Consider the following 20777-nt stretch of genomic DNA (forward strand, 5'->3'; position numbering starts at 1 on the left):
CGAGCCAAAGGCCCCTGGCAGCTTTCGGCCGCATGATGTTAATGAAATGTGAAGGCATAGTTCTGAACAGCTATTCGCAAATGGCGATTTTGAGCGTTGCACAGGCTGGCTTAACTCCATAAATATATGAACAGAATTGCTTGTCGCGGATCCCAACCGGGCTTGCGCCGCTTGCCCGCAACCAGCGAAGCCATCGATGACCGTTAGGATCGAACGCCCGCTTTCACCGCACCTTCAGATTTACCGCTGGACCCTGACGATGGCATTGTCCATCGTTCATCGCGCCACCGGTGTGGCGCTCTATTTCGGAACGTTGCTGCTGGTCTGGTGGTTGATGGCCGTGTCATCCGGGCCGGGCGCTTACGCCGCGGTCCAGTCCTTTACGTCGAGTTGGGCGGGACGTCTGATCGCATTCGGGTACACATGGGCGCTGATGCATCACATGCTGAGCGGCGTTCGTCACCTCGTTTGGGATCTCGGTTACGGATTCAAGCCGACCGAACGTGAGTGGCTGACCCGGGCAGCGTTGATCGGCGGCATTCTACTCACGGTACTGCTCTGGATCGCCGCTTATGCGATCGGAGGCGGAGGACGATGACCGTACAGCCGCCACCCGGCGCGAAGTCCATGCGGACGCCGCTGGGGCGGGTTCGTAACCTCGGCTCCGCCCATTCCGGTACAACGGATTTTTGGCGCCAGAGGCTCACTTCGGTCGCCATGATCTTGCTCATCGTACCGATGGTCGTGGTCATGATGATATTGCTCGGCCGCAACCAGGCAGGCGCAGCGCAGATTCTTGGCTCGCCGCCGATTGCCATCATCATGCTGCTATTCGCAGTCGCCAGCATCTGGCATATGAAGATCGGGATGCAGGTGATTATCGAGGACTACGTGCACGACGAGAAGCTGAAACTGGCGTCGATCATGGCGAACAACTTTTTCTCCGCCACCCTGGCGCTGACCGCCGCTTATGCCATCTTCAAACTGTCATCCGGAGTTTAGTTCATGGCCGGAAACGGCAACGCGGCGGCGGCCGTCAACGGCAAGGCCTACCCCATCGAAGACCATACTTATGATGTCGTCGTCGTCGGGGCCGGCGGGGCCGGCCTGCGGGCCGTTGTGGGTTGCGGTCAGGCCGGCCTGCGCACCGCCTGCATCACCAAGGTCTTTCCCACCCGTTCACACACGGTAGCGGCACAGGGCGGTATTTCCGCCTCGCTCGGCAACATGCACAAGGATGACTGGCGCTGGCACATGTACGATACCGTAAAGGGATCGGACTGGCTCGGCGATCAGGATAGCATCGAGTACATGGTGCGTAACGCTCCGGAGGCGGTCTACGAACTCGAGCATTGGGGTGTTCCGTTCTCCCGCACCGAAGACGGCAAGATCTACCAGCGCCCATTCGGCGGCATGACCATCGATTACGGCAAGAGCCAGGCCCAGCGCACCTGCGCCGCCGCCGACCGTACCGGCCACGCCATGCTGCACACAATGTATGGCCAGGCGCTTCGCCGCGATGCCGAATTTTTCATCGAGTTCTTCGCCATCGACCTGATGATGGACGATCAGGGCGCCTGTCGCGGCGTGATCGCGCTGAAGCTCGACGACGGCACGCTACATCGCTTCCGCGCCCAGACCACCATTCTCGCAACCGGCGGCTATGGACGCGCCTATGCTTCCTGCACTTCGGCGCACATCTGCACCGGCGACGGCGGCGGCATGGCGCTGCGCGCCGGCCTGCCGTTGCAGGACATGGAATTCGTCCAGTTCCACCCGACCGGCATCTACGGTTCGGGCTGTCTCGTCACCGAGGGTGCGCGCGGCGAAGGCGGCTACCTTGTCAACGCCGAGGGCGAACGCTTCATGGAGCGCTATGCGCCCTCCGCCAAGGACCTCGCCTCGCGTGACGTCGTATCGCGCGCGATGACGATCGAAATCCGCGAAGGCCGCGGCGTCGGCAAGAAAAAAGACCACATCTTCCTGCACCTCGATCATCTCGACCCGAAAGTGCTGCACGAGCGGCTGCCGGGCATCTCAGAGTCGGTGAAGATCTTCGCCGGCGTCGACGTTACCCGCGAGCCGATACCGATCCTGCCGACCGTTCACTACAACATGGGCGGCATCCCAACCAACTTCCACGGTGAAGTGGTCACCAAGAAGAACGGCGACGACAATGCGGTCGTGCCGGGCCTGATGGCGGTGGGCGAAGCCGCCTGCGTCTCCGTGCACGGCGCTAACCGCCTCGGCTCCAACTCGCTGATCGATCTCGTGGTGTTCGGCCGCGCCGCCGCCCAGCGCTGCGCCGAAAAGCTCACGGCCAAGGACAAGCAACCCGATCTGCCTGCGAATTCCAGCGAGATGGCGCTCGGCCGCCTCGACAAATTTCGTTACGCCAAGGGCGGCACGCCGACCGCCAGGCTGCGCGAGAATATGCAGCGCGTGATGCAGGCCAACTGCGCAGTCTTCCGCACCCGGGATATCCTGACGGAAGGCCAGAAGCTGATTCACGAAGTCTACGAGGGAAGTGCCGACATCGCCGTGTTCGATCGCTCGCTGGTATGGAACACGGACCTGATGGAGACGATGGAATACGACAACCTGATCTCTCAAGCGGTGGTGACAATGGATTCCGCCGCTAACCGGACCGAAAGCCGCGGCGCCCACGCGCGCGAAGACTACCCGGATCGCGACGACCAGAACTGGATGAAACATACGCTGGTCCGGCTCAGCGATCACGGCCTTACCACGATCGACTACCGACCGGTACACGACTACACGATGAGCAACGACGTTCAATACATTCCGCCAAAGGCGCGGGTGTATTGATCCGAAACCAAATGTCATCCGCGCTGACCCGCGCATCTATGACCTTCGCGAGCAGAGGGATTGCCGGATCAAGTTAGCAATGACGGACAGACAGCAAGGACGCACCGATGGTTAAATTCGCGCTTCCGAGAAATTCAAAGCCCACCAGCGGCAAGACCTGGCCGAAGCCGGAAGGCGCGACCGAAACGCGCGAATTCAGGGTCTATCGCTGGAACCCGGACGACGACGAAAATCCAAGAGTCGATATCTTCCATATCGATGTCCATGAGTGCGGCCCGAGGGTGCTCGACGGTCTGATTTGGATCAAGGACCACATCGACCCGACATTGACCTTTCGCCGTTCCTGCCGCGAAGGCGTGTGCGGTTCCTGCGCCATGAACATCAACGGCCAGAATACGCTGGCATGCACCAAGTCAATCCACGACGTTTCCGGCGACGCGGTGAAGATCAATCCGCTGCCACATCAGCCGGTTGTGAAGGACCTCGTCCCCGACCTGACAAATTTTTACGCGCAGTATGCCTCGATCGAGCCGTGGCTGAAGACCGCGACGCCAACTCCGCAGAAGGAATGGCGGCAGAGCCGCGAGGACCGCGAAAAGCTCGACGGTCTTTACGAATGTATTCTGTGCGCCTGCTGCTCGACATCATGTCCGAGTTATTGGTGGAATAGTGATCGCTTTCTCGGTCCTGCCGCGCTGTTGCAGGCGGCACGATGGATCACCGATTCGCGCGACGAGGCCACCGGTCAGCGGCTGGACTATCTTGAGGATCCGTTCCGGCTCTATCGTTGCCACACCATTCTGAACTGCACCAAGGCGTGTCCGAAGAATCTCAATCCGTCGGAAGCCATCGCCATGCTGAAGCTGAAGCTGGTCGAGCGCCAGGTTTGATTCCCGCGCGATGCGGTCCCCGCGGGCAGCGATCTCCATGAGCCAAAAGTACTCATAGCACGATACCGGATTCGTCGCCGGGCGACGCCGCACACGTTGTCTGGGCCGTTTCAGTGCAGGTCAGAAAATCCGCGGTCGGCCGCACGAACGCAGGCGATCCGAATGAAAGCATCGCCATTCACCCTGTGACTGCCAGCCCCACGCTAATCGCCGTGGCCTGCTGCTGTCGCGCGATCCTCATCAAGCACGACTGACAGCCCACGCGTGCAGCGGTAAAGCGCCTGATCTCAACCTTAAGTCGATAGCATGTTCGCAATCCTTCATACCAACGCTCCCTGTAAGTTTCATGACCAGCACTTGCGACTGCAATACGCGGCCTCGGAACATCACACCGCGGAAGTTGTTAGCTACTTGGACAATGAGCGCGAATGGAGAGCTTGATGGGTGATGAACCGACGGAAGTGCCGCACCCGAAACCGGGCCGTCCGACGGAGCCGCCTCGCGAAGACCCGCCCGGAAGTCCCCAGCCAGGTCCAGACATTCCGCCGCCGAGGCAAGAACCGGACACTCCCGCGCCTCCGCAGGAATTACCCGGTCAGCAGCCGGACGAATTGCCGCCGCGGAGTCCTCCGACGCCGCCAGCGCAACCTCCCGCCACGATGTAATCGCCGAACAAACGTGAATGCGATGGAGATTCGATCCATATGGGCCGATGATGTCGCGTGCACTTGATCCGTAGGCATGAATAAATCGAGCGTTGCTCATGATGGCTGCCACATTGCAGCCTTATCGCTATCGGTTGATCGCGTTCCTGCCACTGGCAGCAGGCTTGAGTCTGTTGCCAAAACTTCTCTTGGAAAAAAGTTGTCATGACGAATTTTCGCTTGGTCCTGCTCGCCACATCGGCTCTCACTGTCTCCTCGCTGATGACGACGCCTTCACAGGCGCAATCCGGACCGGTCCAGTTCGCGCAGGCGGCGCCATCGGCCGAGAGTGGAGACAAGGAAAAGCGGAAAGAGCCGCCGAAAGCTGCACCTGCTCGTCCGATCCCGCCGCCCGGCGCACCTGCGCGACCCGCGGCTCCCCCGCCCCATGCAGCGCCGCCCCCAGCGCCACCACCGCCAGCTACCGTACGGCCGACCGCGCCGCCGCCACCGCATGTGACGCCGCCGACGGCTGCGCCGTCGCGGCCGGCGACACCACCTCAACACGCAACGCCTCCCGCTCCTCCGCCCGCGCCGAAAGCTGCGCCGACGGCGCAGCCGGCTACACCTCCGGCAGCTCCGAAGCCACCGGTGCCCCCAGCCGCCGCACCGCCATCTCAGTCAAAGAGCGCGCCGCCTCCGGCCGCGACAAAATCCGCACCGACGACCCCTGCTTCGACCGCGCAGCCCTCGATGCCGCCTGCCGGCGCGGAGCCGAATACGATGCGTCGCGACGAACGAGGCCGTGGTGGTAGGTCCGGCCGCGATCCAGGCGGACCTGAAGCTTCCGGTGACCGCCAAAAGGGCGTAGCGCCCGCGCAGACAACCTCGACACCCGGCACGACTCCCGTAGCGCCAAGCGCTGCCCCAACGTCGCCTCGCGCGGCACCGGCTTCGCCGCCATCCGCACCGGCGACTCCACCCGTGGCCGCTCCGGCAGTCCCTGCCACCACCACCAGCCCGAACGGGACCAAGGCCGGATCCGAGCCTTCCACCCCCGGCAGCCGGACCGCAAGGCCTACAGGCGTGCCCGACTCCCGTCAGGCACCGCCAACCGTCGCGGCGCCTTTGCCGCCGCCGCCGCCGGTCGCCGACAAGGTCGTTGCGCCCGGAGCGTCGTCACAGGGGCCACGCCGCATCGAGGATTTCCGGTCTGCGCGGCGGGAGACCCAGCAGGATGGCCGCACCATCATCACCGAGCCAGGCCGCGTCATCGTGCGCGATCCGAGCGGGCGTTCGTTCATCCAGCACAACGAAAGTGATCGTTTCCGTCGCGGCGCGCGGGATTTCCGGCAGGAGCGTATCGGCAACGACACTCGCAACATTGTGGTGCGACCAGACGGCACGCAGATCATCACCGTCAACGATCGCGATGGGCGGATGCTGCGACGAATCCGCCGTGACCAGCGCGGCCAGGAAGTGGTTATCATCGACAATGGACGTCGCGGCTACGGCGGCGGAGGCGGTTCGCTCGCTGCAGGCGTCGCCGCCGGCATGGTGGCAGGTGCGATCGGCGGCTACTTCGTATCGCTGCCTCCGCCTCAAATTGGAATTCCGCAGGATCGTTACATTGTCGAGGCGGAAGGTGCGCCGCCCGAGGTGATCTACGACACCTTGATGGCGCCGCCCGTGGAATCGATCGAGCGTCCTTATACGCTCGACGAAGTCCGCTACAGCCCGATGGTGCGCGCGCGGATGCCGAGCATCGATCTCGACACCATCAATTTCGAGACCGGATCGTGGGATATCCCGGACGATCAGGCCGCGAAACTGCAGGTGATTGCCGACGGCATCAATCGTGCGATCGCGCGCAATCCGAGCGAGGTGTTCCTGATCGAAGGCCACACCGATGCGGTGGGCAACGACGTGGACAACCTGTCGCTATCGGATCGCCGAGCGCAATCGGCTGCGGAATTGTTGACGCAGCAATTCCAGGTGCCGGCGGAGAACCTGGTAACGCAGGGCTATGGCGAGCAGAACCTGAAGGTGCAGACTGACGGTCCCTCTCGGGAGAACCGGCGCGTCACGGCGCGGCGCATCACGCCGCTGTTGAACGGCGGGCAGGCCTCGGCGTCCCCGCCGCCGCACGACTGATCGATGACAATATTAAAATGAAAATGGCCGGGAACAGTCCCGGCCATTTTTTCATGATACAACCCGCCAGCGGGCTCAGCTATACAGTTGGCGGGCAAGCCTATTGCTACAGCCCCAGCTTCTTCCGGCGCTGGCCGAGCGTGCGCAGCCGCAGTGCATTGAGCTTGATGAAACCGGCCGCGTCGCGGTGATCGTAAGCCACAGCACCTTCCTCGAAGGTGACGAGGTCCTGATCGTACAGTGAATATTCGCTGTCGCGGCCGACAAGAATGACGTTGCCCTTGTAGAGTTTCAGCCGCACCTGACCGGTGACGTATCGCTGACTCTGGTCGATAGCAGCCTGCAGCATCTCGCGCTCCGGCGAGAACCAGAAGCCGTTGTAGATCAGCTCGGCGTATTTCGGCATCAATTCGTCCTTCAGATGCGCCGCGCCACGATCCAGCGTGATCTGCTCGATGCCGCGATGGGCGACGAGAAGGATGGTTCCGCCCGGCGTCTCATACATGCCGCGCGATTTCATTCCGACGAAACGGTTCTCGACCAGATCGAGCCGGCCAATGCCGTTGGCGCGACCGAGTTCGTTCAGCTTCGCGAGCAAGGTGGCGGGAGACATCTTCATGCCGTCGATGGCAACAGCATCCCCCTTTTCGAAATCGATCGTGATGTAGGTCGGCTGATTCGGCGCGGCCTCCGGGTCGATGGTGCGCGAATACACATAATCCGGCACCTCCTGCGCCGGATCTTCCAGCACCTTACCCTCGCTGGAAGCGTGCAGAAGATTGGCATCGACGGAAAAAGGCGCTTCGCCGCGCTTGTCCTTGGCGATCGGAATTTGATGCTGTTCGGCGAATGCGATCAGTTGCTCGCGCGAGCGCAAGTCCCACTCGCGCCAAGGCGCGATGATGGTGATGTCAGGCTTCAGCGCATAATAGCCGAGTTCGAATCGGACCTGATCGTTGCCCTTGCCAGTCGCGCCATGAGACACTGCGTCAGCGCCGACCTTCTCGGCGATTTCGATCTGCTTCTTCGCAATCAGTGGCCGCGCGATCGAGGTGCCGAGCAGATATTGGCCCTCATAGACCGCATTGGCGCGGAACATCGGGAATACATAATCGCGAACGAATTCCTCACGCAGATCCTCAATGAAGATATTCTCGTCCTTGATTCCGAGCAACTGCGCCTTCTTGCGAGCGGGCTCCAGTTCCTCGCCCTGACCGAGATCGGCAGTGAAGGTCACAACCTCGGCGCCGTAGGTGGTCTGCAACCATTTCAGGATAATCGAAGTGTCGAGCCCGCCCGAATAGGCGAGCACCACCTTCTTCACATTCTTATTCATGAAAACCCTATGGATTTCTGTAACTACAAAATTCGGCGGGACTATAGGCGGAACCGGACCCCGTGCAAGGTCCGAACACTCATACCGGCTTCTCCGGCGCGGGTACGGGGCCGACATCACGGCCTCGCCATCGCTGCCGCGCCCGATAGCCGGGCCAGGCGAAGCGGGTCAACGCGGCATCGATCTCTGCGTCGCTCTTGCGAGTCGATGGCCAGCGGTAGATGTAGCCATGAACCAGCCAGATCACCAGAAATGCCACCAGACCCGCCGTCGCCACGTCGGTGAAGAAATGACCGCCGAAGGCCATCCGCAGCACACTGGTAACTGCGCCGAACGTGATCGCACCCGCATAGGCCAGCGGTCGCCAGACGGGTGGCGTCAGCGCCGCCGGCGCCAAGGTCCAGAACGCGGTCGCACCCTCGCCGGAAAAGAAGGAACAGTTTCTGCCGCATTCGCCGCGTGGGTCCCACCATGGCATGAATTTCCAGGGGCCATTGAATTCCGTCACCATCACCGGCCGCGGCCGCCCCCAGTAGCTCTTGAACGTCAGGTTAGTCAGGATTCCTGCGCTGAGCAGCATCGTGATGAGTAGAAATGCAACGGCCCGACCAGACATCATCAGCGGACGATCCGGGCGGAACATCTTGACGACCAGCGCGATGATCGCAGGGACCGCGAACCCCCACGCCACCCACATCGCGGCATTGCGCGCGAACGAGGCGAGCGCATCTGACTTGAGCGGAAAAGTCTTGGTCGCGGAATCATAAAACAGCGCCGCGAGGTGAAGGTCGTATTCGGGATGGATCCCGAACGCGACCCCGATCACGAGCGCAAGTCCAAGCGCAATGATTAATCCGGCGCGGTTCATGAGCGCGGTTTAGCCGACGGCAACAGGCATGAAAAGGCCAAGGCGGCTCAGGTCCGCAACGGCAAATCCGGAGGCCGCGGATCGCGTGGAGCTTTCCGCCACACGCCGGCATTCCGCCCCGCGATCAGCCAATAAATGAAGCCGGCGATGACCCCCGCTCCGGTCATGATTTCGAGATGGCGGCGCACGATGCCTTCAAAATGCATGGTCCCAGGATCGAACGGAATCAGGCCAAGGTAACAGGCCGCACCACAAATCGCACCACCAACGGCGTAGGCCAGTATGCCCCGGATAGAGAAGGCTTCGGTGAGGAGGACCACGATCATCGCCGGCAGCAACGCAAAGCCGCTGGCGAAGATGAATCCGAATCCGAGAATGATGTCCAGCGTATCCGGGTTGGGCGGTGCGACATCGAGATTGCTGAACTCGGGATACAGCAACGCCACCACAATGATGGTGCCCGCAACGAGGCACGCCGCGAGGAGTCCGAACAGAATCGCGAACAGCCGGCCTATCAGGGACAAGAGAAACTCAATCGGTTTTTGGGCATGATCTTATCCGAAAATCGGTTCCCACGTTCCGGGATCATGCCTCAATCCGTCATCGCCATGGCACGAAGCGCCTGACGCTCACGAGCCGACAACTTCTCGGTTTCGGACTTGAGTTGCCCGCAGGCGGCCAGAATGTCGCGGCCACGCGGCGTACGCACCGGGGAGGAATACCCGGCATTGAACACGTATTCGGAAAATTTCTCGATCTGATCCCAGTCCGAGCATTCGTAACGCGTGCCCGGCCACGGATTGAAGGGAATCAGGTTGATCTTGGCGTGGATACCCTTGAGCAGCTTCACCAGCCGCTTGGCGTCGTCGAGCGAATCGTTGACACCCTTCAGCATCACATATTCGAACGTGATCCGCTTGGCGTTGGAGGCCGCCGGATAATCACGGCACGCCTGCATCAGTTCGGCGATCGGATATTTGCGGTTCAACGGCACCAGTTCATTGCGCAGCTCGTCGCGCACCGCATGCAGCGAGATCGCCAGCATGACGCCGATCTCCTCGCCGGCGCGAACGATGTTCGGCACCACACCGGACGTCGACAAAGTGATACGACGCTTCGAGATGCCAATGCCTTCATTGTCGGCGACAATCAAAAGCCCATCGCGAACCGCGTCGAAATTATAAAGCGGTTCGCCCATTCCCATCATCACGATGTTGGTGACAAGACGATTGCCGTGCGGCGTCTCGCGGTCGGCCCAGTCGTTCAAACGATCGCGTGCAACCATGATCTGGCCAACGATCTCACCCGCCGTCAGATTGCGCACCAGGCGCTGGGTTCCGGTGTGGCAAAAGGAACAGTTCAGCGTGCAGCCGACCTGCGACGATACGCACAGCGTGCCGCGGTCGGTCTCAGGAATGTAGACGCATTCGACTTCATGCGGCTTCTCGAGATCATGACCGCTCGGCAGCCGCAGCAGCCATTTGCGTGTTCCATCGCTCGAAATCTGTTCGGCAACCACTTCGGGCCGATCGACCGTGACGTGTTTTTCCAATTCGGCGCGCAGGTCTTTCGACACACTGGTCATTTCGGCGAAAGTTTGGACGCCGCGGACATACATCCAGTGCCAGAGCTGCTGCACCCGCATCCTTTGTTGCTCCCGCGGGATGCCGATGGTGGCGAGCCGTTCGGAAATCTCCGCGCGCGTGAGGCCGATCAGTGACGGCTTCGCGGGCGGCACGTAGGTTTCAAGCGCGACTTTCTCCAAAGGAGCGCCACCGGTCGCCGTTTCGGGCGCAACCGGTTTGCTCGCGGCGATGGCGATCTCAGTCGACACAGTGCTCAGGTTGCCGGGCGTCTCATTCATGCGCATGACATAAGCTTTCCAGGCCCCGCTGAAAAGCCGACAAATGCTGCAATGGTAACGGCGCTAGTGCTTGCAATCCTGCACGATTTTGTCCAGCGCCTGAGACAGCCCCTTGAGGGAAAAGACGTCCGTGGTTTGCGTTCCCTTGGAAGACACGCCCTTGACGGTCGCGTCCGTGCCCTTGCGCATGGCATCGATCAGCCGGTCTTCATCGGCGGCGTTCTTGATCCAAATGCCGTCGCCCTGGGCGTACATTGCGTAGCTCGCACCGGCGACCTCGAGCGTGGCTTCCGAACCCGGTTTGAGTGTATAGCCCATCGTGACCGACACTTCGTTCGTCACTTTCTCGGCCGGCCGGGTCGAAACGAAGGCGTAGGCCGGATCGCGCGGCCGATTGGGCGGATTGGTCTTTGAGGATGTCGGTTTGGCGAGAGCGAAGCACACCTTCTTGCCACTAGACGACGCGGTATACGCACCCCACGCGCCGAACTGTCCGAGCAGCGTTGGCTCCGAACTGCCGGCTGTCGGTGCGCTGAATGCGGGAGCAAGGCCGAGCCCACCTGCGAGCAGACTTCCCACCAGAACTGTCAGCAATTGCCGCATAGACATCATCAAATCTCGTCCTTCATCATTTGTGACTGGAAGATGGCTTGACGTGCGCGGTTCACACGTCATCGGGAATAACTGGAAACGCCTGATTTGTGAAGGCGGTCCATCCTTGCGGCTTGCGTCACGATTCGCAAGCTCTCTGCCTCGCCTCGTTGGGCTGCAACAATAAAGTCGCGCACGGTCGCGTGAGGGAATCACGCATCCATAGCGACCGCGACGAAAGCGTCGCCTTCGCAATGAAGCGCAGCATTGTTCAAGGCGGTTACGCCACTTCGTTCTTTATTCCGCGCTTCAATGCCGCGCGCGCGGCCTCACGATGCTCTGGCGTGATATGCGCAGCCACAATCCTGATCGCCGTCGCAAGCACCGCGGCATCGTCGGTGAAGCCGAGCACCGGCAACATGTCGGGAACAAAATCAAGCGGCAGGACGAAGTAAGCGATGGCGCCGAGCAGGGACGCCTGCACATGACGCGGCGTCTGCTTGTCGAACGCGCAATAGTAGGCGGCCAACAGGTCTTCGGCGAACGGCACATGAGCCACGACGCGCTTCAGCTTGCTCCAGAACCGCCGGCGCACGCTGTCGCGATCCTGCGCCAGCCGATCGGCTGGCTCAAATCCCACACTGTGTTTCGATGCCATCATCCGGGTTCCTGAAACATCATGGCGCGGTTCGCCAAAATCGTCTTTACCACGTGGGAACTCTGTTTCTCCGTTGCAAGATCGGCATTGGCCCGTTCACGTCCCCTGGGGCTGTTTTGCGATCGCGTTCATCGCATCGGCGAGCTTGATGTCGCGCTCGGTGACGCCGCCGGCGTCGTGGGTCGCGAGCACGACCTCCACCGTCTTGTAGACATTACGCCACTCCGGATGGTGATCGCTCTTTTCGGCAACCAGCGCGACACGCGTCATGAAGCCGAAAGCCTCGTTGAAATCCCGGAACGTGAAAGTACGCGTAATGGCCTCGCGGCCCGCGACCCGCGACCAACCCGACAGCTCATTGAGCGCTGTTCTTTGTTCTTCCTCCGACAGCCGCTTGGCCATTTTTGTCTCCTTCTTGATTGGAACATTCGCTCGCTTCGTATTGACCCGTTTTTCGGGCGAAGCGGTACCCGCCACGCGCAAAAACTACATGAAATGTTGCTTCCTGGCTGAATCGAGCATATAAGGGCTATTCACAATGTATCTTATAAGAAGAGCGTGCTGGATTACGGCCTCGCCGGAAATCTTGCCCTGGAACAACCGGAAGGCATTGGATCCGGTCCTATATCGTCGTAATCCCGCACCGGGTCGGCCAGCGTTCCTGCTGGCAGGGTGACATGATCATCTTGGCTGCGGTCTTTGTTTAGGTATACGACCTATATCGGGCATGGGTATTCGCGGAAATCGCGCTTACGTCAGGTTTCCGCCGATGCCCGTCGCGCTTCTATCCTGCCTTCGCGGAGTCTTGGAGATGACCTTCGTTGTCACCGAAAATTGTATCAAATGCAAATACATGGATTGTGTAGAGGTATGTCCGGTCGACTGCTTCTACGAAGGCGACAATATGCTCGTCATCAATCCTGATGAGTGCATCGACTGCGGCGTGTGCGAGCCTGAATGTCCGGCCGAAGCCATCAAGCCTGACTCCGAGCCGGACCTTGAAAACTGGCTCAAGCTGAACGCCGAATATGCCGCGGTCTGGCCGAACATTACGATCAAGCGCGATGCTCCCGCCGACGCGAAATCTTTCGACGGCGTTGCGGACAAGCTGGAACAATACTTTTCGGCAAATCCCGGTCAGGGCGACTGAGCGAAGGTGCTTGCGGTCAAGAACATCAACGTGAAGCGAGCCTATGAGGCTCCCGATACGGATGATGGCACGCGGATACTGGTTGATCGCTTATGGCCCAGGGGTCTCCGAAAGACGGACGCCGCTATCGATCGGTGGATAAAAGGCATCGCGCCCAGCACCGATCTGCGCAAATGGTTCGGGCATGATCCCGCCCGCTGGCAGGAATTTCGGCAGCGATACGCGGATGAGATACAGGAACACCCGGAAGAGCTCGACGAACTGCGCGCCTGCGCACGAGCCGGCCGGATAACGCTTGTCTTTGCGGCTCACGATGAAACACGCAACAATGCGGTGGTCTTGAGAGACGTTCTTCTCGGCCGTATCAGTTCGAGCCTTTCCTCTTGATGGAATCTGACGCGTTTTTTCACGCGAACCGTTCCATCCTCGGGTCAGCCTAAGGACATGCTTCGCTCGAAACGCCATAGCCATGCCCGCCGCACAATCATTTACAGGTTTGATCGCTCACATCGAGCATCCATCAATCGCTACCCTCCGCGGTCGAACGACGCAGTCCCCGCTCGACAATGCGGGCAAGACGCTTGGAAAACTCAAGTGCATCACTGGGGCGATCGCCGTCGAGAACGCGCGCGTCGTCGAGCAGCATTCGCGCGGTGTCCTCCTTGAACTCGCTATCACTTTCCCCGAGCGCTGCCAGCGAAGCGATCAGCGGATGACGCGGATTCACCTCGAGCACCGGCTTGGATACGCCGGCCAATTGTCCAACACCGACGAGAATTTTTTCCAGTTGCCGATCATAACCTGACTCGGACGCGACAAGGCAGACCGGGCTGTCGGTGAGACGCTCGGACGAGCGAACGTCCGAAACCAGGTCCGCGAGTGTCGTCTTGAGGAAGGCAAGGAACTCCGCGACACCAGCGCTGACGTCCTGCGAAGGCTCGGGGCTCGCGTCGAGGCGCGAAATTGCCGCCAGATCCGCCGCTCCCTGCGTCACGGATTTGAACGGCTTTCCCTCGAAGCTCGGTCCAGACGTGACCCAAAAGCTGTCGACCGGATCGGACAGCAGCAGGACCTCCACGCCGCGGGCGCGAAAGCCCTCCAGATGGGGCGAAGCTTCGAGACGCGCGGCATCCTGCCCGGCGAGATAGTAGATCGAGGTCTGATTTTCCTTCAGCGCGCCGACATAGTCCTTGAGGCTTCGCAACGATCCGGCCGTGGTCTTGAAGCGTGAGAGCCCCAGGATGGTGTCGCGCCGGTCGGCGGCATCGTAGATGCCCTCCTTGAACATCGGACCGAAGGCCTCCCAGATTTTCCCGTAAGCCTCCGCGTCTTTGTCGGCAAGCTTCTCCAGTTCGCTGAGGATACGGCCGGTGATGCTTTTCTTGATTGCGGCCAGGATCGGGCTTTCCTGAATCATTTCGCGCGAGATATTGAGCGGAAGGTCCGCCGAGTCGACGACACCGCGCACGAATCGCAGATAGCGGGGCAGTAGATCGGCATCGTCAGTGATAAAAACGCGCCTCACGTAAAGTTTGAGCTGCTGCTTCTTGTCCGGCTCGAACAGATCGAAAGGCCGGTTTTGCGGTACGAACAGGAGCGCCGTGAACTCCTGTCGTCCCTCGGCGCGGAAATGCACCGTCAGCGCGGGTTCGTCGAATTGGCCTGCGACGCTGCGGTAGAAATCGGCGTATTCGGAAGCGTTAATCTCGCCGCGCGGCTTGGTCCAAAGCGCCGCGCCATCGGCAATCTCGGTCGGAGCGGCGCCGGGCTTCTCGACAAGTGCGATCGGGACCGGCACATGACCCGATTGCTCCCTGATCATTTGTTCAAGCTTCAACCGATCAGTATATCCCGTGGCGTCTTCGGTAAGATGAAGCGTCACACGGGTTCCTCTCGCAGGGGCTTCGCTTTCATCCACAGGCGTAACCGTGAATGTGCCCTTCCCATCCGATGACCAGCGCCATGCCTCTTTGGCGTCCGCACGCCGTGAGATCACATCGACCTGATCCGCCACCATGAAGGCCGAATAGAAGCCGACCCCGAACTGACCGATCAGAGTGACGCCGTCGCCCGACTCTGCGGCCTGAGCCTGCTCAATGAAAGCCTTAGTGCCTGACCGGGCGATCGTTCCGAGGGCGTCGACCATCTCGTCCCGGCTCATGCCGATACCGTTGTCCTCGACCGTCAGTTGCCGCCGTTCCGCATCAATGGTTATGCAAATCTGCGGCCTGGTCTCGTCTGCCAGCAATGTGGGATCGCTGATCGCTTCATAACGCAGACGCTCGCAAGCGTCGGCCGCGTTCGAAATCAACTCCCGCAAGAACACGTCTTTGTCGGAATAAACCGAGTGCACCATCATCTGGAGCAGCTTGGCCACATCCGCTTCAAACACCCGGCTTTCGGCCGCACCATCCTTGTCGATTGTCGAAGTCATATTGTTTACCCTCGATCAACTTGACGCAAAAATCAGCGTGATTCAGAAACTTGAAATTGTTGTTTCCGCGGATCCGGTCAAGCGAAGTTCTGAACCACTCACACGATAAGATGCTGGTGTCTCTTTGAGACTGAAGTTCACATCATAGGTTTGCAAAGAATACGCGAATTCTGGAACCGGAACCGGGGATGATATAGAAAAAATGCGGGCGTCATTCCAGTGCGTCGCGCCTTGCGCTTAGCCTCGGCCTGTCAGCCGGACGGGAAGGGTGAGGGGCTCGATCAAACCCCTCTTCGATGGTCAAACCGCAACAAAACTATGCCAGCCAATGTCCGGGGAAACTCGTGCGCCTCGGAACGGGGCACTCAGTTTAGAACAAACCTAATTTTGTGCTGTAGTAAAGCCAGGTCGGCTTCGCTAAACAATTTTCGCCTACCTGAGGGGTGCCGCCCGCGCCTCTTGAATTTGCGGAATTCTGGCCCGGCGACGAGATAAATGGACAATCCGGATCGATTGACTGTCGAGGGCAACGAACTCTGGCAGCGAAAGAAGCGTCGCGCTTTCTTTATTAATCAGCTCTATCAGTGGCATTGGATCAGCTCAGGCCTCTGTTTGATCGGTATGTTGCTGTTCGCCCTGACCGGAATTACGCTGAACAATGCCGGTCAAATCGAATCCAAGCCCGCGGTTGCGATGCGTCAGGCACAACTGCCACAAGCGCTGATCGCCGACCTGACGTCTGATCCAGGCGAAACCAAGGCGGCTCTGCCGCCGAGTATCAGCGAGTGGTTGCGGCGCGAGGTCAACGTCAACACCGCCGGACGCGACACTGAATGGTCGCCCGATGAGGTTTATGTCGCCCTGCCTCAGCCTGGCGGCGACGCATGGCTCAGCATCCAGCGCGACAGTGGTGCGGTGTCGTATGAGGTCACCAGCCGCGGCTGGATCGCCTATCTCAATGATTTGCACAAGGGTCGCCACACGGGCAAGGCGTGGAGCTGGTTCATCGACGTGTTTGCCGCCGCCGCAATCATTTTCTGCCTCACCGGCCTGTTGCTTCTGCAGCTTCATGCCAAACGACGTCCGGCCACCTGGCCCGTCGTGACCATGGGACTGATTATTCCGACCCTGCTCGTTGTTTTTCTCATTCATGGCTAGAAGGTAAACAATGCGTCTCCTGATTTCCGCCGCACTCTCGACCCTTGCCGCAGGCTCGTCGCTGGCCTCCGAGGCGACGATCAGCATAGATATTCCCCAGCTCGCCGTCGCCGAGTACCATAAGCCTTACATCGCCATGTGGGTGGAACAGGCAGACGGCGGCAAGATCACCAACCTCGCCGTGTGGTACGACGTCAACCACAAGAAAAACGAGGGTACGAAGTGGCTCAAGGACATGCGGCAGTGGTGGCGCCGCTCGGGCCGCGAACTGACGATGCCCGTCGATGGATTGTCCAGTCCAACCCGCGCGCCCGGTACCCATCAGATCAAGTTTGATAGCGCCGGCAAACCGCTCGAAGGACTGACCCCCGGCAAATACCAGCTCGTCATCGAGGCCGCTCGCGAAGTCGGCGGCCGTGAGCTGCTGAAAATCCCATTCGAATGGCCGCCGAAAGCCCCGGCAACCAGCGAAGCCAAGGGTGAACGTGAGCTTGGCACGGTCACATTGAAATTGAATCCATAGAGCTTTCGCTTCTGATGAAATCAGAAGCGAAATTTCTCAATTCGATCTGACGCGTTTTCTTCACGAGAGCCGGTATTCACGTCGTTCGAAAACGCTCTGATCCGCGCCTACGAAGACGCCGTGCATTTATCGCTTTCACAGCTTTCATGGAAAGGATTTCGCCATGACCAACCACCTCAAGTTCGCATTGATCGCTGCGGCGGTCTCGCTGCTTGCCCTGCCCGCGCAGGCTCACCGCCCCTGGCTGCTGCCATCGGCAACCGTGCTGTCCGGCCCTGACCTCTGGGTCACGGTCGATGGCGCCATCTCCAACGACCTCTTCTATTTTGAGCATAACCCGTTGCCGCTCGACAACCTGACGATCGAGGGCCCCGACGGCAAAGCCGTCGCGCCGGAGAATCTGACTAAAGGCCACTTCCGCAACACCTTCGATTTCAAACTGGCGCAACCCGGCACCTACAAATTGATGTTGACCCAGCAGGGTCTGTTCGCCAGCTATAAACTGGACGGAGAGAACAAGCGCTGGCGCGGCAAGCCTGACGAACTAGCCAAGGCCATTCCCGCCAAGGCGACCGACGTAAAGGTCACGGAAAACCGCAGCCGAATCGAATCCTTCGTTACATCGGGGAAGCCCTCAGTTGACACACTGAAACCAACCGGCGTCGGACTCGAGATGATCCCGGTGACGCATCCGAACAGTCTGATGGTTGGAGAGAAGGCGACGTTCCGTCTCGTAATGGACGGCCAGCCCGCCACTGGTGTAGCGGTGGAAATTGTTCCCGGCGGAATCCGCTATCGCGATACACTGAACGAGAGCAAGGCAACGACCGACGAGACCGGCACCTTCAGCATCACCTTCCCGGATCCCGGTTTCTACTGGATGAAAGCATCAGTGCAAGACGACAAGAGCAAGATCAAGGACGCCCAGCGCCGCAGCACTTACATCACCACGGTCGAAGTGCTGCCGCAGTAACCACGCCAATGACGGTGTCGATCACGCGGCGTGTGGCTATCCCGACAATCCCGGAGATGCCGCACGCTGCACCTGCGGGCGAGCGCATCCGAGAGCTGGCCGGCTCGACCATGGGCACCACCTGGTCGGTCAAGTTTGTTGGCTCGTCGACCAGCGTGCAAACGGTGCATCGGATGATTCCGCTGGCCCTCGAGCGCGTGATCGCGCAGATGAGCCCGTGGGAAAGCCAGTCCGACATCAGCCGGTTTAACCGCTTGGCGCTGAACCAATGGCAGAATCTGCCACTGGAGTTCGGCCGCGTCATGGCGAGCGCGCTGCGCATCGCGGCGGAATCCGGCGGCGCCTACGATCCCACCATGGGAGCGCTGGTCGATCTCTGGGGTTTTGGCCCGAGCGGCTCGCGCGTCTCGCCACCACCGCCGGATGAGGTTGCTCGACGCCACCGAGAATGCGGATGGCAACAGCTTGACCTCGATACCAGCGCCCGACGCCTGCGGCGATCCAATTGCGGACCGCTTGATCTCTGTGGCATCGCCAAAGGATTTGCGGTCGATCTGGTGGCGGAAACGTTGGGCGAGCTTGGGATTCACAACGCATTGGTAGAGATCGGCGGCGAATTGCGGGGCAACGGCGTCAAACCGGACGGCAGCCCGTGGTGGGTCGAGATCGACCGACCGGAGCGGTCGACGACCGATGTCGCCGCCGAACCGATTCTGGTCGCATTGCACCAGCTTGCGATCGCGACGTCCGGATGCGAACGCGGTTTCACACGCGGCGCGGACCACTTCTCCCACACCCTGGATCCGCGAACCGGATGGCCGATCGCTAACGGCATGATGACTGCGACGGTCCTGCATCGCTCGTGCATGGAAGCGGATGGCTACGCCACGGCGCTGATGGTGCTGGGACCGGACGCCGGTGTCGATTTCGCCGTCAAGCACGAGCTTGCGGCGCTTGTCCTCTTTAGGCACGGCGATGCCGTCACTGAACTGACCACACCGGCTCTCGATGCCATGCTGGCGTAATCGTCAGATCGCCGCCTTTGTTGACGAACCTGGAATATAAACGTGGTCATACTTCTCGAACGCGACGTAGCGGCATGTCGCGCGGATAAAGATTCCGATTTTTCGTTCGGCAGGCCGAGAGCCTCGCAGTCGCCCGAAGAGTATTCCTTCCGCTTTATGTCGGACCAGCTATGCCGACGTGGCGAGCTTCGGCGTGCTGGTGATGGTCCTGATCGTGCGCGCGCTCTGAGCAGCGCGTTCCGGCCCCGAGCTATCCACGTTTACGGAATACGCCGGAAGCTCATCCACCAGCGCAATCGCCTCCCGCAGAATATCGACACCGGCATCGGCCTTCACAGCGTTCTCGGCAAGATAGCGTCGAAACGCTCGCCCCCCTGGCACGCCATGAAACGCGCCGACAAGATGCCGGGTGATGGAATGCAACCGCGCGCCGCCTGCCAGTTGATCTTCGATGTAGGGTATCATGGCCTCCAGCGCACGCTTCATCGTCGCGTACAGAGCTGCCTCGCCGAAGAGCTCGGTATCGACTTTCAGCAGAAGCCGCGGCTCGTGATAGGCGGCGCGACCCAGCATGACGCCATCGGCATGCGCCAGATGTTGTTTCGCTTCCGAGATCCCGCCGATGCCACCGTTGACAATGATAGGCAGGTCGGGAAGCGAGGCCTTCAACCGGTAAACCCTGTCATAATCGAGCGGCGGGATATCACGGTTTTCCTTCGGAGATAATCCCTGGAGCCAGGCTTTCCGCGCGTGGACGATCAGCGCATCGACGCCGGCGTCGTTGACCTTGCGCGCGAATGTGTCAAGGCCTGTTTCCGGATCCTGGTTGTCGATTCCGATTCTGCACTTCACGGTGACCGGAATAGACACTGCGCGTTTCATGGCGTTGACAGTCTCGGCAACGACGTCCGGCTCAGCCATCAAACAAGCCCCGAACCGGCCGTCCTTCACCCGGTCTGACGGGCAGCCGACATTCAGATTGATTTCGTCGTAACCGAAATCCTCGCCGATCTTTGCTGAAGTAGTGAGATCAACCGGATTCGATCCGCCAAGCTGGAGCGCGACCGGGTGTTCGACGTCGCTGAACCCAAGCAACCGATCGCGCGCGCCATGAATCACCGCGCCGGTCGTGAGCATTTCGGTATAGAGCCGCGCCTTGCGCGCGAGCAGGCGATGGAACACGCGGCAATGCCGATCGGTCCACTCCATCATCGGGGCGACACTAAATATGGATTCGTATCTTTTTGCGGGTTTTTTCATTCTAACCAATATCTTACAGGCGCGGATGAAGAAGCGCTGTGGACTTGAACGCATTCCACGCTGGGCGATGCAATCGACAAGTACATCGCCATGTCGCGGAAGGAAATCGGTAAAACGAAAACTCAGGTGCTGCGGTCGATCAGACCTGCCGCATTGCGAACATGGATTGCACCGACATCATCACAACATCCCTACGGATGTTGTATCGCGGGGCCATCGTGACACTGACAGGTCGCCGCAGACATCGCCTTGAAGTATGCAGCGCCGCGCAGTTGCGCGGCCGTCATCACGAACCATCGCCGCCAAGATGACGGATCGTCGCATGGATTCTCTGGTGATCTTTCGAATATGATCGGAGAGCCGGGAGGCGTCCGGCTAGGGGCTGCCGGTCCATCCCCCCAGTGTTGGTACCGGGCCGGC

At 60.3% G+C, this 20777-nt stretch carries 21 protein-coding genes; 12 read left to right on the forward strand and 9 right to left on the reverse strand.

The features are described from left to right. The first annotated feature begins 196 nt into the window (after positions 1-196). The 6 genes from sdhC (at position 197) to B2M20_RS20710 (ending at position 6517) form a co-directional block, all read left to right on the forward strand. Positions 197-598 (forward strand): succinate dehydrogenase, cytochrome b556 subunit, encoded by a 402-nt coding sequence (gene sdhC, locus B2M20_RS16210; RefSeq protein ID WP_079448063.1) that lies wholly within the window; start codon positions 197-199, stop codon positions 596-598. Positions 599-627: 29 nt separating this feature from the next. Then, positions 628-1002 (forward strand): succinate dehydrogenase, hydrophobic membrane anchor protein, encoded by a 375-nt coding sequence (gene sdhD, locus B2M20_RS16215; RefSeq protein WP_173816044.1) that lies wholly within the window; start codon positions 628-630, stop codon positions 1000-1002. A 3-nt stretch (positions 1003-1005) separates the two neighbouring features. Next, the gene (gene sdhA, locus B2M20_RS16220; RefSeq protein WP_079448065.1) at positions 1006-2829 is read left to right on the forward strand and encodes a succinate dehydrogenase flavoprotein subunit; all 1824 of its coding nucleotides are present in this window, start codon (positions 1006-1008) and stop codon (positions 2827-2829) included. 107 nt (positions 2830-2936) lie between these two features. Continuing rightward, positions 2937-3719, forward strand: coding sequence for a succinate dehydrogenase iron-sulfur subunit (locus B2M20_RS16225; RefSeq protein WP_079448066.1), 783 nt, complete (start codon positions 2937-2939; stop codon positions 3717-3719). A gap of 766 nt (positions 3720-4485) precedes the next feature. Continuing rightward, complete coding sequence (locus B2M20_RS20705; RefSeq protein ID WP_338013177.1) at positions 4486-5178, forward strand: hypothetical protein; 693 nt, start codon at positions 4486-4488, stop codon at positions 5176-5178. 169 nt (positions 5179-5347) lie between these two features. After that, complete coding sequence (locus tag B2M20_RS20710) at positions 5348-6517, forward strand: OmpA family protein (protein ID WP_338013178.1); 1170 nt, start codon at positions 5348-5350, stop codon at positions 6515-6517. 106 nt (positions 6518-6623) lie between these two features. Here the strand turns inward: B2M20_RS20710 and B2M20_RS16240 are convergent, their stop codons facing one another. The 7 genes from B2M20_RS16240 to B2M20_RS16270 all read right to left on the reverse strand — a co-directional run bounded on the left by B2M20_RS16240 (position 6624) and on the right by B2M20_RS16270 (position 12254). Further along, entirely contained in the window at positions 6624-7853 is a 1230-nt protein-coding gene (locus tag B2M20_RS16240) for an argininosuccinate synthase (protein WP_079448068.1), read from the reverse strand. Positions 7854-7932: 79 nt separating this feature from the next. Further along, positions 7933-8721: a phosphatase PAP2 family protein gene (locus B2M20_RS16245; RefSeq protein ID WP_079448069.1), complete on the reverse strand. Its 789-nt coding sequence runs from the start codon at positions 8719-8721 to the stop codon at positions 7933-7935. Positions 8722-8768: 47 nt separating this feature from the next. Continuing rightward, positions 8769-9245 carry a hypothetical protein gene (locus B2M20_RS16250; protein WP_079448070.1) on the reverse strand — a complete coding sequence of 159 codons (477 nt, stop codon included), beginning with the start codon at positions 9243-9245 and terminating at the stop codon, positions 8769-8771. A gap of 68 nt (positions 9246-9313) precedes the next feature. Then, complete coding sequence (gene rlmN / locus B2M20_RS16255) at positions 9314-10585, reverse strand: dual-specificity RNA methyltransferase RlmN (protein ID WP_244553567.1); 1272 nt, start codon at positions 10583-10585, stop codon at positions 9314-9316. A gap of 63 nt (positions 10586-10648) precedes the next feature. Then, positions 10649-11197 (reverse strand): invasion associated locus B family protein, encoded by a 549-nt coding sequence (locus B2M20_RS16260; RefSeq protein ID WP_079448071.1) that lies wholly within the window; start codon positions 11195-11197, stop codon positions 10649-10651. Between the two features lie 259 nt (positions 11198-11456). Next, entirely contained in the window at positions 11457-11834 is a 378-nt protein-coding gene (locus tag B2M20_RS16265) for a YkvA family protein (RefSeq protein ID WP_079448138.1), read from the reverse strand. Between the two features lie 96 nt (positions 11835-11930). After that, positions 11931-12254, reverse strand: a complete 324-nt coding sequence (locus tag B2M20_RS16270) for a 4a-hydroxytetrahydrobiopterin dehydratase (protein WP_274533976.1) — start codon at positions 12252-12254, stop codon at positions 11931-11933. A gap of 391 nt (positions 12255-12645) precedes the next feature. Between B2M20_RS16270 and fdxA the strand changes: the two genes are divergently transcribed. Both fdxA and B2M20_RS16280 read left to right on the forward strand, forming a co-directional pair. Beyond that, on the forward strand, positions 12646-12984 hold the full coding sequence (gene fdxA, locus B2M20_RS16275) for a ferredoxin FdxA (protein WP_079448139.1): 339 nt from the start codon (positions 12646-12648) through the stop codon (positions 12982-12984). A gap of 6 nt (positions 12985-12990) precedes the next feature. Further along, the gene (locus B2M20_RS16280; protein ID WP_079448073.1) at positions 12991-13371 is read left to right on the forward strand and encodes a DUF488 domain-containing protein; all 381 of its coding nucleotides are present in this window, start codon (positions 12991-12993) and stop codon (positions 13369-13371) included. 133 nt (positions 13372-13504) lie between these two features. Here the strand turns inward: B2M20_RS16280 and htpG are convergent, their stop codons facing one another. After that, positions 13505-15418: a molecular chaperone HtpG gene (gene htpG / locus B2M20_RS16285; protein ID WP_079448074.1), complete on the reverse strand. Its 1914-nt coding sequence runs from the start codon at positions 15416-15418 to the stop codon at positions 13505-13507. 495 nt (positions 15419-15913) lie between these two features. On the opposite strand from htpG, the gene B2M20_RS16290 reads away from it, so the two are divergent. The 4 genes from B2M20_RS16290 (at position 15914) to B2M20_RS16305 (ending at position 19097) form a co-directional block, all read left to right on the forward strand. Next, the gene (locus B2M20_RS16290) at positions 15914-16576 is read left to right on the forward strand and encodes a PepSY-associated TM helix domain-containing protein (RefSeq protein WP_079448075.1); all 663 of its coding nucleotides are present in this window, start codon (positions 15914-15916) and stop codon (positions 16574-16576) included. A gap of 10 nt (positions 16577-16586) precedes the next feature. Continuing rightward, positions 16587-17099: a DUF2271 domain-containing protein gene (locus B2M20_RS16295; RefSeq protein ID WP_079448076.1), complete on the forward strand. Its 513-nt coding sequence runs from the start codon at positions 16587-16589 to the stop codon at positions 17097-17099. Between the two features lie 163 nt (positions 17100-17262). Further along, positions 17263-18072 carry a DUF4198 domain-containing protein gene (locus B2M20_RS16300; RefSeq protein WP_079448077.1) on the forward strand — a complete coding sequence of 270 codons (810 nt, stop codon included), beginning with the start codon at positions 17263-17265 and terminating at the stop codon, positions 18070-18072. A gap of 8 nt (positions 18073-18080) precedes the next feature. After that, positions 18081-19097: an FAD:protein FMN transferase gene (locus B2M20_RS16305; protein ID WP_079448078.1), complete on the forward strand. Its 1017-nt coding sequence runs from the start codon at positions 18081-18083 to the stop codon at positions 19095-19097. Between the two features lie 168 nt (positions 19098-19265). Here B2M20_RS16305 and dusA read toward each other — a convergent pair whose 3' ends face one another. Further along, positions 19266-20357, reverse strand: coding sequence for a tRNA dihydrouridine(20/20a) synthase DusA (dusA, locus tag B2M20_RS16310; RefSeq protein ID WP_079448079.1), 1092 nt, complete (start codon positions 20355-20357; stop codon positions 19266-19268). Positions 20358-20777: the final 420 nt, after the last annotated feature.

This window comes from Nitrobacter vulgaris, assembly GCF_002028545.1.
GTDB classification, from domain to species: Bacteria; Pseudomonadota; Alphaproteobacteria; order Rhizobiales; family Xanthobacteraceae; genus Nitrobacter; species Nitrobacter vulgaris.